Source organism: Streptomyces katrae, assembly GCF_002028425.1.
Lineage (GTDB): Bacteria > Actinomycetota > Actinomycetes > Streptomycetales > Streptomycetaceae > Streptomyces > Streptomyces katrae_A.
Map to the genome: position 1 here is coordinate 5,987,605 of NZ_CP020042.1, position 13,962 is coordinate 6,001,566.

General features: G+C 74.3%; 14 protein-coding genes. 2 read left to right on the forward strand and 12 right to left on the reverse strand.

The window, feature by feature from the left end; translation table 11 throughout:
• Positions 1–100 precede the first annotated feature (100 nt).
• Positions 101–1,588: a protoporphyrinogen oxidase gene (hemG, locus tag B4U46_RS27205; protein WP_079430283.1), complete on the forward strand. Its 1,488-nt coding sequence runs from the start codon at positions 101–103 to the stop codon at positions 1,586–1,588.
• 23 nt (positions 1,589–1,611) lie between these two features.
• Positions 1,612–2,325, forward strand: coding sequence for a hydrogen peroxide-dependent heme synthase (gene hemQ, locus B4U46_RS27210; RefSeq protein ID WP_042813891.1), 714 nt, complete (start codon positions 1,612–1,614; stop codon positions 2,323–2,325).
• Between the two features lie 117 nt (positions 2,326–2,442).
• Here hemQ and B4U46_RS27215 read toward each other — a convergent pair whose 3' ends face one another.
• The 12 genes from B4U46_RS27215 to B4U46_RS27270 form a co-directional block, all read right to left on the reverse strand.
• On the reverse strand, positions 2,443–4,224 hold the full coding sequence (locus B4U46_RS27215; RefSeq protein ID WP_237293139.1) for an alpha/beta hydrolase: 1,782 nt from the start codon (positions 4,222–4,224) through the stop codon (positions 2,443–2,445).
• A 100-nt stretch (positions 4,225–4,324) separates the two neighbouring features.
• Entirely contained in the window at positions 4,325–5,734 is a 1,410-nt protein-coding gene (locus B4U46_RS27220) for a purine-cytosine permease family protein (RefSeq protein WP_079430284.1), read from the reverse strand.
• 190 nt (positions 5,735–5,924) lie between these two features.
• Positions 5,925–7,010, reverse strand: a complete 1,086-nt coding sequence (locus B4U46_RS27225; protein ID WP_079432009.1) for a TIGR04222 domain-containing membrane protein — start codon at positions 7,008–7,010, stop codon at positions 5,925–5,927.
• Positions 7,007–8,302, reverse strand: a complete 1,296-nt coding sequence (locus tag B4U46_RS27230; protein WP_079432008.1) for a DUF692 domain-containing protein — start codon at positions 8,300–8,302, stop codon at positions 7,007–7,009. Before B4U46_RS27230 ends, B4U46_RS27225 begins: the two co-directional genes overlap by 4 nt.
• Positions 8,303–8,499: 197 nt before the next feature.
• Positions 8,500–8,937, reverse strand: coding sequence for an SMI1/KNR4 family protein (locus B4U46_RS27235; protein WP_079430285.1), 438 nt, complete (start codon positions 8,935–8,937; stop codon positions 8,500–8,502).
• 87 nt (positions 8,938–9,024) lie between these two features.
• Complete coding sequence (locus B4U46_RS27240; protein ID WP_079430286.1) at positions 9,025–9,228, reverse strand: hypothetical protein; 204 nt, start codon at positions 9,226–9,228, stop codon at positions 9,025–9,027.
• Complete coding sequence (locus tag B4U46_RS27245; protein ID WP_079430287.1) at positions 9,225–10,154, reverse strand: hypothetical protein; 930 nt, start codon at positions 10,152–10,154, stop codon at positions 9,225–9,227. Before B4U46_RS27245 ends, B4U46_RS27240 begins: the two co-directional genes overlap by 4 nt.
• A 410-nt stretch (positions 10,155–10,564) precedes the next feature.
• The gene (locus tag B4U46_RS27250) at positions 10,565–10,828 is read right to left on the reverse strand and encodes a DUF6087 family protein (protein WP_079432010.1); all 264 of its coding nucleotides are present in this window, start codon (positions 10,826–10,828) and stop codon (positions 10,565–10,567) included.
• A gap of 21 nt (positions 10,829–10,849) precedes the next feature.
• On the reverse strand, positions 10,850–12,049 hold the full coding sequence (tgmC, locus tag B4U46_RS27255; protein WP_079430288.1) for an ATP-grasp peptide maturase system methyltransferase: 1,200 nt from the start codon (positions 12,047–12,049) through the stop codon (positions 10,850–10,852).
• The gene (tgmB, locus tag B4U46_RS27260) at positions 12,046–13,026 is read right to left on the reverse strand and encodes an ATP-grasp ribosomal peptide maturase (RefSeq protein WP_079430289.1); all 981 of its coding nucleotides are present in this window, start codon (positions 13,024–13,026) and stop codon (positions 12,046–12,048) included. Before tgmB ends, tgmC begins: the two co-directional genes overlap by 4 nt.
• A gap of 3 nt (positions 13,027–13,029) precedes the next feature.
• A complete protein-coding gene (gene tgmA / locus B4U46_RS27265) occupies positions 13,030–13,302 on the reverse strand; it encodes a putative ATP-grasp-modified RiPP (RefSeq protein ID WP_237293140.1) in 273 nt (90 codons plus the stop codon).
• 182 nt (positions 13,303–13,484) lie between these two features.
• Positions 13,485–13,691 carry a hypothetical protein gene (locus B4U46_RS27270; RefSeq protein ID WP_079430290.1) on the reverse strand — a complete coding sequence of 69 codons (207 nt, stop codon included), beginning with the start codon at positions 13,689–13,691 and terminating at the stop codon, positions 13,485–13,487.
• Between the last annotated feature and the right edge of the window lie 271 nt (positions 13,692–13,962).

The window sequence follows — 13,962 nt, forward strand, 5'->3', positions numbered from 1 at the left end:
GACGTACGCACCGCCGCCCCGGGTTTCGCCCCCCGGATCCCGACCCGGTTCCGATGCGGTCACGTTCGGGCCTCGGCGGACGGTCTGAGACGATGGGTCCATGCACGAAGCGGACACGCGTACGAACGGGGCGGGACGGCCGGGGCCGCCGCGTCATGTCGTCGTCATCGGCGGCGGCATCGCGGGCCTCGCGGCCGCCCACCGGCTCCTCGCCGACGGCCTGCGCGTCACCCTCCTGGAGGCCGGCCGGCGCCTCGGCGGCAAGCTGTACGCGGGCGAGCTCGCCGGAGCCCCCGTCGACCTCGGAGCCGAGTCCGTCCTCGCCCGCCGCCCCGAGGCCCTGGACCTCGCCCGGGCCGTCGGCCTCGGCGACGACCTCCAGCCCCCGGCCACCGCCACCGCCCGGCTCTGGACCCGCGGCGCCCTGCGCGACATGCCCCGGGGCCACGTCATGGGCGTCCCGGGCGACCCGGCCGCCCTCGCCGCCTCCGGAGTGCTGTCCGCCGAAGGCCTCGCCCGGATCGCCGCCGACACCACGCTCCCGCCCACCGAGGTCGGCGAGGACGTCGCCGTCGGCGAGTACGTCGCCGCCCGGATGGGCCGCGAGGTCGTGGACCGGCTGGTCGAACCGCTGCTCGGCGGGGTCTACGCCGGCGACGCCTACCGCATCTCGATGCGCGCCGCCGTCCCGGCCCTCTTCGACGCGGCGCGTGCCCACCCCACCCTGACCGGAGCCGTCCGCGCCCTCCAGGAGGGGGCCGCCGCCCGCGCGGCCGCCGAGCGGACCACCGTCACCGGCGCTGCCGCGTCGGGCGCCTTCTTCGCCGGGATCTCCGGCGGCATCGGCCGCCTCCCGCTCGCCGTCGCCGAAGCCTGCCGGGCCGCCGGAGCCCGCATCCTGACCGGCACCCCGGCGCGCGGCATCGCCCGTACGCCCCAGGGCTGGCGGATCACCACCGACGGCGAGGCACTCGAAGCCGACGGTGTGGTCCTCGCCACCCCGGCGGCCCCGGCCGCCCGGCTGCTCGACGCCCTCGCCCCCGCGGCCGCCGCCGGGCTGCGCGAGGTGGAGTACGCCTCCATGGCCCTGGTCACCCTGGCCTTCCGCCGCTGCGACCTGCCCCCGGCGATCGCCGACGGCACCGCCAGCGGCTTCCTCGTACCGCCCGTGGACGGCCGCACGATCAAGGCGTCCACCTTCTCCAGCAACAAGTGGGCCTGGGCCGGCGCCGACCCCGGGCTCTTCCTGCTGCGCACCTCAGTCGGCCGCCACGGCGACGAGGGCGACCTGAAGCGCGAGGACTCCGAACTCGTCGACGTCTCCCTCGCCGACCTCGGCGAGGCCGTCGGGCTGGCCGCCCGGCCGGTGGCCTCCACCGTCACCCGCTGGGACGGCGGCCTGCCGCAGTACCCCGTCGGCCACCTCGCCCGCGCCGAGCGCATCCGGACCGCCGTGGCCGCCCTGCCCGGCCTCGCGGTCTGCGGCGCCCTCTACGACGGGGTCGGGATCCCGGCCTGCATCGCGAGCGCCGGGAAGGCCGCGCGGGCGGTCACCGCCTCGATGGCCACCCCTGGCACCGAGCACTGATCAGCACACGGGACAATGGACACATGACTGCACCAGAGAAGATTCCCAACGCGGGGAAGAAGGCGAAGGACCTCAACGAGGTCATCCGCTACACCCTGTGGTCCGTCTTCAAACTGAAGGACGTCCTGCCGGAGGACCGCAGCGGCTACGCCGACGAGGTCCAGGAGCTGTTCGACCAGCTCGCCGCGAAGGACATCACCGTCCGCGGCACCTACGACGTCTCCGGCCTGCGCGCCGACGCGGACATCATGATCTGGTGGCACGCCGAGACCTCGGACGAGCTGCAGACCGCCTACAACCTGTTCCGCCGGACCAAGCTGGGCCGCGCGCTGGAGCCGGTGTGGTCGAACATGGCCCTGCACCGCCCCGCCGAGTTCAACAAGTCGCACATCCCGGCCTTCCTGGCCGACGAGGTCGCCCGCGACTACGTCAGCGTCTACCCGTTCGTGCGCTCGTACGACTGGTACCTGCTGCCGGACGAGGACCGCCGCCGCATGCTCGCCGACCACGGCAAGATGGCCCGCGGCTACCCGGACGTGCGCGCCAACACCGTCGCCTCCTTCTCCCTGGGCGACTACGAGTGGCTGCTGGCCTTCGAGGCCGACGAGCTCTACCGCATCGTCGACCTCATGCGCCACCTGCGTGCCTCCGAGGCCCGGATGCACGTCCGCGAAGAGGTGCCCTTCTACACCGGGCGCCGCAAGTCCGTCGCCGATCTGGTGGCCGGGCTCGCCTGATACCTCCCCTGGGGGGAAGGACCGGAGGACGACCGCGCTCTCGCGACATGAGCGGCCTCCGGTGGATCGGGAGGCCCTGCCCCCGAAACGACGCAGCCGGAGATCCCGCCCGGAAGTTCAGACGAGCGGCGGCAGCAGCGCCCTGGGAGCGCTCGCTGCCCCGTCGTCCAGTGTCACCGGTGCGGGCTCCGGATGCGGCGCACAGCTCACGCGCCACCCCGGGGTGGCCCCCGTCAGCAGGTACCGCTCCACCTGCCGGTCCACGCACGCGTTGCGTCCGCCGGCCACCCCGTGGCTGCCCGCCGCCCGCTCCGTCACCAGCGCGGCCCCGGCGCCCAGGCGCCGCTGGAGCTCCAGCGCGCCCGCGTAGGGCGTCGCACCGTCCCGCTCCGCCGCCACGATCAGCGTGCCGGGCAGCCTGCGCGCCCCCGGCTGCGCCCCGACCGCGACCGGCCGCTGCCGCTCGCGCACCGGCCAGCCGGCGCAGGGCAGGTTCAGGAAGGCGTTGGCCCAGGTCTCGAAGGGGGCCCGGCGGGCCAGTTCGGTGTTGTCGCGGTCCCAGGTCTCCCAGTCGGCCGGCCAGGGGGCGTCGTTGCACAGCACCGCCGTGTAGACGGCCGTCGCGTTCGCCGCCCGCTGCGCCCACGCCGGGTCGCGGGCCGCCAGCCGGGTGAGCGGGGCCGGGTTCCCGCGGAGGTAGGCGGACAGGGCCGCGGCACGCTCGGGCCACACGTCGTCGTAGTACGCCGCCCGGAGGTAGGCCGCCTGGAGTTCGCCCGTACCGACGACCCCGCCCGCCGGGGTGCGGGCCACGGCCGCACGGACCTTCTCGTAGCTCTCCTGCACCGCCCGGGCGGTGCTGCCCAGCCCGTACACGTCGTGGTGGCGGGCGGTCCAGGCGCGGAAGTCGGCCCAGCGGCGCTCGAAGCCCCCGGCCTGGCGGAGGTTGTCGAGGTACCAGACGCGGCGCGGGTCCGGGTCGACGACCGAGTCGAACACCATGCGCCGGACCCGGTCCGGGTGGCGGGTGGCGTACACCGCGCCGAGATAGGTGCCGTAGGAGGCCCCGAAGAAGCTCAGCCGGCGCTCCCCGAGGGCGGCCCGCAGCACGTCGAGGTCGCGGGCGTTGTTCAGGGTGGTGTACTGCGCCAGGGCCGTCCCCGCGTGCCGGGCGCAGCCTTCGGCGTAGGCCCGGGCGGCCGCCAGCCGCTCCCGCTTGTACGCCGGGGAGGGCTCGGCCGGGACCTGCGTCGGCCCCTGCGGCAGCTCGGCGGGGTCCTGGCAGGTCAGCGGGCCGGACCGGCCGACCCCGCGCGGGGCGTAGCCGACCAGGTCGTAGGCGGCGGCGATCCGGCTCCAGGCGGGCCGCCCGGCCAGGAGCGGGAAGTACGTCCCGGAGGCCCCGGGCCCGCCGGGGTTGAACACCAGCGCACCTTGCCGGGCGGCGCCCCCGCGGCCGGAGGCGGGGACCCGGGTGACGGTGAGGGAGATCTGCGGGCCGTCCGGGCGGGCGTAGTCGAGCGGGACCCGCAGGAGGGCGCAGCGGACGGGATCGGGCAGTTCCTCGACGGCGGGACACGGCAGGAACTCCAGCGGCCCGCCGCCCCCGGCCGCCGGCGGCCGGGGCATGGGGCGGGTCACGGGGCGGCTGCCCTGCGTCGGGCGGGTTCCGGCCGCCGGACGGACGCCCGGTGCCGGGGCTCCGGCCGCGCCGGTCACCGGCCGCAGGGCGGCAGCGGCGGCTGCCCTGCGGGCGACCAGCTCGGCCCCGGCGTCCTCGGCGGCGAGCCGGTCGGCCGCGGGGTCCCCGCCGCTCGCCCGGGCCGGGACGGCCGGGGCGCACAGGGTGAGGCAGAGGGCCGCCGAGGCGACCCCGTACCGGGCGAGCGTCGTCCGCATGGCGACCCCTTCGTCTCATCGTCCTGTCTGATGAGATGTCAGGGTCCCGCCGCTGTACAGGCGCACCGCCGCACGAGCGGCCCGGGTACGCCCGGTTGTGCTAAGCCGCCGGGTGGACGGTCGCGGCCGGCGGGTTGGCGGTGCGCCGCGCCCAGAGCCAGTACAGGGCCGAGGTGGCCAGCAGCCCGACGATCCACGAGATGTCGGCGCCGTCGAGCTTCTTGGTGATCGCCCCCGTGTACAGCTTGGTGGCGAGGAAGGGGACCTGCACGGCGATGCCGAGGAGGTAGCAGGTCAGCGCGGCGGCGTTCCAGCGGCCGTAGCGGCCGGCCGGGTCGTAGAGGGCCGGGATGTCGACGCGCTCGCGGGAGATCAGGTAGTAGTCCACCAGGTTGATCGCGCTCCACGGCGTGAACACGGTCAGGAGCAGCAGCACGAAGTTCTTGAAGTTGGTCAGGAAGTCGTCGCTGGCGGCGAGCGCGATGACCATGGACACGGCGATGAAGCCGACGATGTAGGCGGCGCGCACCAGCGGCGAGACGCGCGAGCGGCGGTCGAAGGCGGTGACGGTCGTCAGGATCGACATGAAGCCGCCGTACGCGTTCAGGCAGTTGACGGTCAGCTTGCCGACCACGATGACCAGGTAGATGAGGAACGCGAGGAACGCCGGGCCCGCCAGCCGGCCGAGGAAGCCCACCTGGTCGGGCAGGAAGGCCTTGCCCGCGACGGCCGCGGTGAGCGCCCCCAGCGTCATGGCCCACTGCGATCCGATGACGGAGCCGGCGAAGGTGGACCAGAACGTCGCGCGGGTGCTGGTGTCACGGGGCAGGTAGCGGGAGTAGTCGGCGACGTAGGGGCCGAAGGTGAGCTGCCAGCCGGCCCCGAGTCCCACGGCGAGCAGGAAGGTCGCCGCCTCGAACCCCTTGGCGCCGACGTGCGCCCCGACGTCGTACTGCGTGAACAGCCGCACCATCAGGTAGCCGAGTCCGAGCGCTCCGACGACGGTGGCGATGCGGCCCGCGATGTGGATGAGCCGGTAGCCGGTCACCGCGACCAGGGCGGTCAGCGCTCCGAAGAGCAGGATCCCGGCGTCCGTCCCGATGTGCAGCATCGCGGACATCGCCTGCCCGGCCAGCACGCTGCCGGTCGCGGCGAAGCCGAGGTACATGAGGATCACCAGCAGCAGCGGCAGGACCGCGCCGTACACCCCGAACTGGGCCCGGCTGGAGATCATCTGAGGTACGCCCAGCCGCGGTCCCTGCGCGGAGTGCAGCGCCATGACGATGCCGCCGAGCAGGTTGCCGAGGAGCAGCGCGGGTATCGCCCAGAGCGCGTCGGCGCCGAAGACGACCGACAGCGCGCCGTCGACGATGGCGGTGATCTGCATGTTGGCGCCGAACCAGAGGGTGAACTGGCTGCGCGGCGTACCGTGCCGCTCGCTGTCCGGGACCGCCTCGATGGTCCGTCTCTCCACCGCGAGGCGGTCCCCGGGCGCTTGTCTCTCCGGCATGGTGGTGGCCTCTCCCCGCAGCTGTTGCGGCGCAGCCGGGATGAGCTCCGCCGTCGACCCAGGTGGTGCTGCGCCGAATCTGGCATGGGGATGTACAAACATCAAGATCTTGAATGGCAAATTTCACGGGGTGGTACGGCGTTGCCCGCAGCCGGCGCCCGGGCGATCCCGGGCGCCGGGGCGGGGCCGGTCAGGAGCTGCTGGAACAGCTGGATCCGCTGCTGCAACTGGACCCGCTGGAACAGCTGGACCCGCTGCTGCAACTGGACCCGCTGGAACAGCTCGACCCGCTCGAACAGCTGGAGGACCCCCCGCAGCCCGACCCGCCGCCGCAGCTCGAACCGGAACTCCCGCACCCGGAACCGCCGCCGCAGCCGCCGGACCCCGAAGACCCGCCGTCGCCCGAGGCGCACCACACCACGGGGACCAGATCGACGGAATCCGACGAGGAACCGCACGCATGCGAGGAATGCGAGGAGTGCGAGGAGCCCCCGGCGGACGACCGCCCCCGCCCCCGCGCCTGGGCCGCGGCCAGCCGGGTACCGCGCGCCGCGGGCACCAGCTGCGCCCGCAGCCCCGGATCCCGCAGCCCCTTCAGCCCGTACAGCGCGGTCCGCACCGCCGGGGCCGTGTCGGCGGCGTGCCGCGCCCGCGCCCGCCGCAGCGCGCCCCGGCCCGCCGGGGTCACCCGCCGCCGCGCCCGCCTGGCGCCGAACGCACCCGCCACGATGCCGGCCACCAGCACCGGCAGCACCTTGAGCACGAACGGCAGCTGCGCCTCCTGCGTCAGCGCCATCGCCACGAACGTCACCGGCAGCGACACCGGGATCAGCGCCGCGCACACCACCGCCTGCACCAGCCCCCAGCGCCGCCGCCCCCGCCCCGTCCCGGGGGCCGCGATCATCCCGCGCGCGGCGAGGGCGTCCCCCACCTCCTGCACGGCCGGGTCCACCATGGCGGCGTACCGCACCTGGTAGAGCCACCCGGACGGCGCGGAGCGCAGCGCCGACAGCACGGCCCGCTCGGCGGGGTCCGCCCCCCGGGCCCGCTGGCCCTCGTGGACGATGCCCGGGCCGCCCGCCACCAGCCGGCCGTCCCCGAGCAGCGCGACGAGCGCCGCGTCCACCACCGCCCCGGGCCCGCCCGCCAGGAACGCCGCCTCGGACAGGTCGTGCACCTCGGGCGTCCCGGCCACCCGCGCCCGCCGCGGCCCGAGCAGCAGCCCGAGACTCGACAGGAGGACGGCGGCCCAGACCGCTGCGGCCAGCCCGTTCACCGTCCGCCCCGCCCCGCCAGCGCACGCGCCCAGCGCACGATCCGCCGGGGCGGACGCGCCCCGGCCCGCTCCCGCCACCAGGCGGTGAGCCGGCGGCGCGCGGCCGGGTCCTCGGGCAGGTCCCGGATCAGCAGGTGCTCCGCGAAGTCCAGCGCGTCACGCCGGTATCCGCCCGTCATCGGGCGCCGCCGCGCGTACGCCAGGAAGGCCGTGCGGTAGGCCTCCGGACCGCCCAGGATCCCGGGCAGCTCGGGCGCGACCTTCACCACCACGGACGCCCGCTTGGCGGCCAGCGCCCGCGACTGGATCCGCACCCGCTGCCGGTCGAACCCCTCGGGCACGGGCGTCCCGGCGACGAGCGCCGACAGCAGCGCGGCCTGACCGAGCCCCACCCGCGTCCGCACGGCCTCGTCGACGGGAGCGGGCGCGTCAGCACGCACGGCCACGGGCTCGCGGAGGCGCAGCGCACCCCCCGCCCCGGCCCCCACCACCGCGCGGATCCGCTCCAGCTCCCCGGCCAGTTCCTCCGCCTCGGGGAAGTCCTCGTCCCGCTCCAGCAGCACGCCCGGCGGATCCACCCGTTCCCGCAGCCCCGCCAGCACGTCGAGCACCACCGGCGGCACCGGGTGCGCGTGGGTGTCGTGCCAGACGCCTTCGCGTTCCACACCACCCGCCACGTGCACGTACGCCAGCGCCTCCAGCGGGATCGAGTCCAGCACGGCGGCCGGGTCCTCACCCCGGTTGACCCGGTTGGTGTGCAGGTTCGCCACGTCGACGAGCAGCCGTACGCCGGTCCGTTCGACCAGCTCGGTCAGGAACTGCCCCTCGGTCAGCTCCTCCCCGGGCCAGGACACCAGCGCGGCGATGTTCTCCAGCGCCAGCGGAACCGGCAGCGCGTCCTGGGCGATGCGTACGTTCTCGCACAGCACGTCCAGGGCGTCCCGGGTCCGGGGCACGGGCAGCAGGTGCCCGGCCTCCAGCGCGGGCGAGGAGGTGCGCACGAAGGCGATGTGCTCGGTGACCAGGGGCGCCCCCAGCGCCACGGCCCGCTCCCCGAGCGCGGCCAGCTTCCCCGCGTCGGGCCGGTCGGCGCCGCCGATGCCCAGCGAGACCCCGTGCGGCACGACCCGGACGCCGCGCTCGCGCAGCCGCAGCAGGGACTCGGGCAGATGGCCCGGGCACACGTTCTCGGCCACCACCTCGACCCAGTCCAGCCCCTCCAGCCGCTCCACCGCCTCGGCGATCTCCGGCCTCCAGCCGATGCCCACCCCCAGGCGTGCCATGGGCTTCATGTCCCCCTCGCCCCCTCTCAAGGACTCCGTGCCGATGTCATGGCCCCGACGCGAACGGGCCAACCACCGGGAGGGGACGTTCAGAGCAACATTTGAGGTTCCCCGCGCCGGTCCTCCCCGCCAGCCCCCCGCTGGCCGCCCCCCCGCTGGCCGCCCCCCGGCTGTTGCCCGGGCGGCTGCGGCCGGCGCCGGCCCTCTCAGTACCGGTACCAGTCGCCGGCCGCCGGCAGGGCCCGCCGCAGGTAGTCCTCCAGGCCGCCGGCCGCCCAGGAACGCCCGTCGGACTCGTGGTCCCACACGAAGACGTCGGACCGCTCCGGCACCCGCACGACGCCGAACAGGTCCCCTCCGCCGTTGTCCCCGAAGAACATCAGCGGTTCGAAGGGCATGTACAGCGAGGCGAATTCCGGCGTACCGCGCAGCTCCGCGTTCTCCCGGGCGATCCGCCGGGCGCTCCACACCACATCGGTGCCGTGCCGTCCGGCCACCCCGTCGCAGACCCGCAGCAGCGAGGCCAGGTCGCCGGGCAACGGCTGCCCCAGCACCCGCTCCACCCCCGCGAGATCCGCCCCGTCCGCCGGCCCGGCGAGCTCCGCCTCCGGCAGAAGACCAAGAATCAGTTCCCGCCAGTCCACAGCCGGGCCCCTTCCACCACGTGCAAACGAAATCCCGGCGACGCTAACGCACCCGCCGGGCCGCTCCACCGGCGGGGGCCCGGCGGGTCACCAGTTGGGGTCGAGGACCAGCGGGGCGTCCCCGTCGGCCAGCCACGCGTCGAACTCCTCCGGCGTCAGCAGCACCGGAGCCCCCGTCCCCGCGGCCGTCAGCGCGGCCAGGACGGTGGCCTCGGCCAGCCGGCGCGTGGCCGCGTCCGGCGCCGTCCACGCGGCCTGCGCGGCGGCGCCGGCCCGGGCCGTACGGTTCATGCGGCGGTGCCCAGCGCCGCCAGGTGGGCCCGGGCCTCGGCCACCATCCGGGCGGACCGCTCATGGACCCGGCCGTCCTCGCCTGCGGGCGGGACCTTCATCACCGCGACGGTCATGCAGGCGAGATCGAAGGCCTCCTTGACCTGGGCACGCTGCCCCGGGCCGTAGGCGGCGTAGTCGTCGCAGCCGTGGACCAGGGCAGTGAGGGCGGGCAGCCGCTCCCGCAGGGCCGCGCCGAGGTCCCCCAGCACGAGGCGGATCTCCCGGCTGCGCTGGAACACCTCGGACAGGGTGCGCCGGGCCCCGGTCAGCTCGGCCTCCGCCTCTCGGAGCCGGTCCGCGAGCTTCCGCTGGTCCTCGCGGACCCCACGGCCCAGCCATTCGAGCAGGGCCCCCGTGACGAGGAGTGCGGGAGCGGCGATGAAGGCCGTGGCCAGGACCGTCGTCCCGGCGGCCACCCCGCCGCCGCCCGCGGCGAGCGAACCGCCGCCCAGCCAGGCCAGGGTGGCGCTGCTCGCCGCGGCCCCGGAGAGGCTGGAGATGGCCGTACCGGTGGAGGCGGTGGCGAAGGTGCCGACGGCCAGGTAGGCGGCCGCGCCGACCCCCGCACCGGCGACGGCGCCTCCGGCGACCGATCCGACGGCGGCGGCCGCCAGCTGCCAGGTCTCCCGCAGCTCCACGTCCACGGTGGTGTGCGCAGCCGAGTCCACCGGAGCCAGCTCCGCGAGGTCAACCCCCCGCAGCCGCCGCAGGTCCTCGCAGAACGGGACGAGGACCTGCTCGTAGACGGCGCGCCGCGCCTCCTCCTGGGCGGTGTTCTCCTGCACGACGTGCCGCTCCAGCTTCTTGCGGCGGCGGCCCAGCCGTTCGTGCTCCCGCCGGTTGTCCCGCGACAGCACGAACGCCTGGTACATGGCCACGGGCATACGGCGTGTCCCCCCTGCTCCACGGACTGACGGTGAATCAGGCTAGCGCCGCCGACGGCTGGAGAGCGGGGAAGCCCGACATCCGGTACGCCCGCCACCTGGCACGCCTGATGCCCGGCGCCCCCGCCCCCCCCGCCCCGGGCCGGCCGCCGGAGTCGTGTCCGCTACAGCCGGGCGCGCAGGGCCGGGTGGTCCGCGACGACCGTGCAGCTGCCCGGAGCGGTTGCCTCTCCGGAGACACGAGCAGATCTCAGCCAGGTGGCCTGCGGCCGGGGCAGTGCGGTAGACACAGCAGCGCGCCCCCAGTTCAGGTGCGAGGGCCGCGCGATGCCGGCCGGGGCGGTCTTCAGGCGAGGGGCATGCCCAGTGGGGTCAGAGCTCGGTGAGGCAACCCTCGGAACGGAGGGTGGTCAGGCGTTGGCCCAGGCGTTCGCTGCCGCGAGATCGGGCGCGGTGCCGACCACGGTGTACATGAAGCCGTTCCACTCCTCCAGCACCCGCGGCTCCTCCGGGCGCAGGTGGCTGCCGCCGCCGTTCACCGGTCGGTGACGTCTGCCGACGTCCATCGGCGCGCGGCGGCGTTCGTTGTAGGCCGCGAGCGGGTCGGTGGGGTCGACGCGGGGAGTCGCACGGGACGGCTGGTTGGGCGGTCCGGGGCGGCGGTGCTTGGCCATGGAAGCCATCGTCCCAGGACTTCAGGGGCGCGGGAGCGGTAGACCGGGAATCCGCGGATGCCGCAGGTGCTGACCGCCGTCGTACACGTGCAGGGTGAACGACGACGGCTCGGGCCGGCCCGCCTCGTCGTAGGAGGTGAGCACGTTCTCGATGCGCTCCCACAGTCGTACCGGTCCGCCCTCGCGTATCTGCCAGTCGTCGCCGTGCGGGGTGAGGAGGGCAGCGGAACCGGTGACGGTGTCGGCCACGAGCACGCTCTCGCCGAGCCAAGTCAGCTGCGCGTCCGGCACGGCGGTCTGGGCGAGGAACCGCAGGTGGAACGCTTCGTCGGTCGCGGCTGTGATCCGCTGCGGCGAGTGCCTGGCGAAGCGGCTGTGGACGTTGGCGCGGTCGGCCCAGTGGTCCGGGTTGCCGAACGCGGGGGCCGCGTGGGTGCGGGCCGACATGAAGGACACGGTTCCCGGCAGCAGCCGGCCCTCTGCCGTGCCGTCCTCGTCGACGGTGAGCAGGACGCGGGCGTATCCGTAGAGCCAGCCCGACAGGGTGAGCAGGATCTTGCCGCCCGGCCGGGTCTGGGCGAGCAGAGCCGGCGGAACGGCGCGGAAGGAGCAAGCGGCCACAATCCGATCGAAGGGCGCTTGGGGCCAGTAGCCGTACACCCCGTCCGCGACCGCGAGGGTGGGACTGTAGCCGCACTCGTGCAGCGCGTTGGCGGCTTGGGCGAGCCGGTGGGGGTCGACCTCGACGGAGGTGACCAACTCCGAGCCGAGGCGTTCGCAGGCCAGCGCGGTCGAGTAGCCGGTGCCGGCCCCGATCTCCAGCACCCGGTGTTCCTCTCGGATGTCGGCGTCGGCCCACATCCGTAGGACGAGGGAGGGCAGGGTGGAGGAGGAGGTGGGTGCTCCGCCGTGCCGGGCGGTGGGCTGGGTCCAGTCGGGTTCGTCGCCGTCGAACTGGGTGATGAGCGTGGTGTCGGTGTAGGTGGTTGACAGCCACCGGCCGTAGTCGATCTCGGCGGTGACCGGCTCCCACACCGGCAGCCCGAGTGAGTCGCGGTCGTCGGCGGGAAGGTAGAAGCCGGGGATGAACTGGTGCCGTGGCACCTGGTCCACGGCCGCCCTCCACGAGGGATCGGTCAGTACGCCGTCCTCCGCGAGTGCTTCGGCCATCGTGTGACGCAGCTGGGCGGCGTCGGTGTTCGGGTCGGCGGGCGAGGTCACGGCCTGCCGCCTCCTTCCTGAGCGAGGATGTCGGCGAACGCTTCGGTGATGGCGGGCGCGTCGGGGAGCCAGCCCCACTGACCGTTCGGATTGCACTCGATGGCCGTCCAGTGCTTCGCCTGGTCGCCGTCGCCGGTCAGGGCGAAGTCGAAGCACCCGAAGAGCAGACCGAAGGAGTCCAGGTAGGCGCGCGCTGCGGCAGCGATCGGCGAGGGAACATCGATGGGGGTGTGGATCAGCTTGCTCCAGTCGCCGCGCCGCCAGTCCAGCGCGCCATCGGATGCTTCGACACGGCTGGCGAACACCTGCCGGTCGATCACGGTCATCCGCACGTCGCCAGTCTTGCGTACCTCGGCCTGAAACAGGTGGGGCATCACCGACAGGGAGTCGTCGAAGGTGTCAGGGTCAACGCGCTGGGCCCAGATCGCCCCGGCGTTCCCGTCCTCGCCGACGGGCAGGCCCCGGAAAGGCTTGTAGATGACCGGCCCGTGCTCGGCGGCGAACCCTCGGGCTTGCGCGGCGTCGTTGGTGACCAGTGTCGCCGGGATGGTGAAACCGAGCTCCGTGAACCGCTGAAGCTGGGTGGGCTTGAACTCGGCGCGGGCGACGGCAAGCGGATGGTTGACGTAGAGGGCGCCGGTCAGGCTGTGGAGGACACCGTTGAGGCCGTGGCGGGCTTCGGCAGTGCAGAAGTCCCGTTGCTGGGCGGGCAGGTGCCCGTAGCGGGCGGTGTACGGGGTGGGGCGGCGGTAGTACACCGCCGCCACCTCCCCTAGCTCCACCTCCCGGCTCGCCGTGGCAAGGCGCCCGCTCCAGGACGGGTCCCCGCCTCCGATGCGCGCACCGAAGGACAACCCGGCACAGATGTCGGCCGGGTCGGCGCGCACCACCCGTACGTCACGCTCGTTGAGCGCGCCGATGACGAGGTCCGCGGTGACGTCCTCCAGCGCGGTGAGGACCAGGACGGTGGAGGTCATGGGTCAGTCCGAGCTGTAGTCGGGGTTGGAGTCATCCGCGGTCTGCGGCTGCGGGCTGGACCCGTCACTGCCCCCGGACTGGGACGTGGTCGGGCTGGTCTGGTTGGTGCCGTGCTGACCCATCTCGACCCGCTGGCCGGTGGTGTCGGTGTAGACGGCGGTCTGCGAGGACGGCTCCAGCGTCACGGCCGCGTAGGCCGGGGCGCCGATCGGGAGCCTGTCGGTGACCAGCCGCATCGCCCATGGCGGCAGGAGTGTGAGTGTTGCGGTGCGCATTGTGGCGCTCCTCTCGATGAGTGTGAGTGGTGCTGGTCGGCCCTGCGGGCCGGGGCGCAGCCCCCATGGAGTGGGGTCGGCTGGGGGCTGCGCGCCGGCCAGCAGGGGAGGCCCGGTCGGCCGAGTGGCGCCGACTCCACGCGGCCGGCCGGGGGTCTACTTGCTGGGCGAGTCCAACGGGGTTACGCCGGCTCGACGTTCTCGACGGCGGTGGTGAACTCGCGTCCGGACGCGTTCCGGATGTAGGCGAGGTCCACCCAGTGCTCGATGCCTGTGTTCGAGACGTTCTCGGTGACGACGGCCATCAGCACGCCCTCGGCTCCGGACGGGATGTCGCGGACGCGCTTCCGGAGCAGCCGGTGCGGCTGGTACTCGTACCGCTCACTCATCCGCCACCGCCGACAAGGTGCTGAGAAACCGCTCCCAGCCGATGCGGGCCCGGTCGAGTAGGTCCGCGCTGGGCAAGGCGAGCGGGGCAGTGGTGGAGGCCTGGGCGTCTGGATTGTCCAGGCTCATCACGCCACGGGATGCGGTCTTGTCACAGTGGCTCCCTACCGTCGTCAGCGGGTGGTGAGACCAGTCAACGGCGAGACGATGGCGTGGGACCATCTCCGATGCGGCATGCGCATACGGATATGCGCGCAGCGGGTACGGGCAGGG

What these genes read in the sequence shown, in the direction of transcription:
- B4U46_RS27240 (WP_079430286.1), bottom strand. Translation starts at nt 9,228, where the DNA reads ATGAACCGTACGGCCCGGGCCGGCGCCGCCGCGCAGGCCGCGTGGACG.
- B4U46_RS27215 (WP_237293139.1), bottom strand. Translation starts at nt 4,224, where the DNA reads ATGCGGACGACGCTCGCCCGGTACGGGGTCGCCTCGGCGGCCCTCTGC.
- B4U46_RS27220 (WP_079430284.1), bottom strand. Translation starts at nt 5,734, where the DNA reads ATGCCGGAGAGACAAGCGCCCGGGGACCGCCTCGCGGTGGAGAGACGG.
- tgmB (WP_079430289.1), bottom strand. Translation starts at nt 13,026, where the DNA reads ATGACCTCCACCGTCCTGGTCCTCACCGCGCTGGAGGACGTCACCGCG.
- hemQ (WP_042813891.1), top strand. Translation starts at nt 1,612, where the DNA reads ATGACTGCACCAGAGAAGATTCCCAACGCGGGGAAGAAGGCGAAGGAC.
- B4U46_RS27245 (WP_079430287.1), bottom strand. Translation starts at nt 10,154, where the DNA reads ATGCCCGTGGCCATGTACCAGGCGTTCGTGCTGTCGCGGGACAACCGG.
- B4U46_RS27270 (WP_079430290.1), bottom strand. Translation starts at nt 13,691, where the DNA reads ATGAGTGAGCGGTACGAGTACCAGCCGCACCGGCTGCTCCGGAAGCGC.
- tgmA (WP_237293140.1), bottom strand. Translation starts at nt 13,302, where the DNA reads ATGCGCACCGCAACACTCACACTCCTGCCGCCATGGGCGATGCGGCTG.
- hemG (WP_079430283.1), top strand. Translation starts at nt 101, where the DNA reads ATGCACGAAGCGGACACGCGTACGAACGGGGCGGGACGGCCGGGGCCG.
- B4U46_RS27250 (WP_079432010.1), bottom strand. Translation starts at nt 10,828, where the DNA reads ATGGCCAAGCACCGCCGCCCCGGACCGCCCAACCAGCCGTCCCGTGCG.
- B4U46_RS27230 (WP_079432008.1), bottom strand. Translation starts at nt 8,302, where the DNA reads ATGAAGCCCATGGCACGCCTGGGGGTGGGCATCGGCTGGAGGCCGGAG.